The following is a 449-nucleotide window of genomic DNA, read 5'->3' as shown; positions in this document are numbered from 1 at the left end:
TTCTCCGGGCACGGCTCGCAGTGGCTCGGCATGGGGCGCGAACTGTTCGGCGAACCCGCCTTCCGCGCCGCCCTCGACGCGTGCGACCGCGCCCTGCGGCCGTACACCGGCTGGTCGGTCACCGCGGAACTCCTCGCCGACCGGGCCACGTCCCGTCTGGAGCGTGCGGACGTCGTCCAGCCCGTCCTGTTCGCCCTGCAGACCGCCCTCGCCCGCACCCTGAGCGACTGGGGCGTCGAACCCGCCGTCGTCCTCGGGCAGGGCACCGGCGAAGTGGCCGCCGCGGTCTTCGCGGGCGCACTGCCGCTCGACGAGGGCGCCCGCCTGATCACCGCCTGGTCGCGGCGCCCGACGACGCCCCCGGGCCCGCTGCGCACCCGCCCCGGCGCCGTGCCGTTCTACTCGTCGGCCACCGGCGGGTACGTCGACGGCACCGACCTCGACGCCCC

At 76.8% G+C, this 449-nt stretch carries 1 protein-coding gene; it reads left to right on the top strand.

The genetic code is table 11. From position 1 onward, the window contains the following. Positions 1–449, top strand: a 449-nt coding sequence (locus G3I40_RS35490; RefSeq protein ID WP_164558953.1) for an acyltransferase domain-containing protein, incomplete at both ends; no start/stop codon positions are given.

It is taken from the genome of Streptomyces sp. SID14478, from assembly GCF_010548525.1.
Taxonomy (GTDB): domain Bacteria; phylum Actinomycetota; class Actinomycetes; order Streptomycetales; family Streptomycetaceae; genus Streptomyces.
Note: the sequence above shows the minus strand (reverse complement) of the source record. Positions and strands in the feature narration are given on the sequence as shown.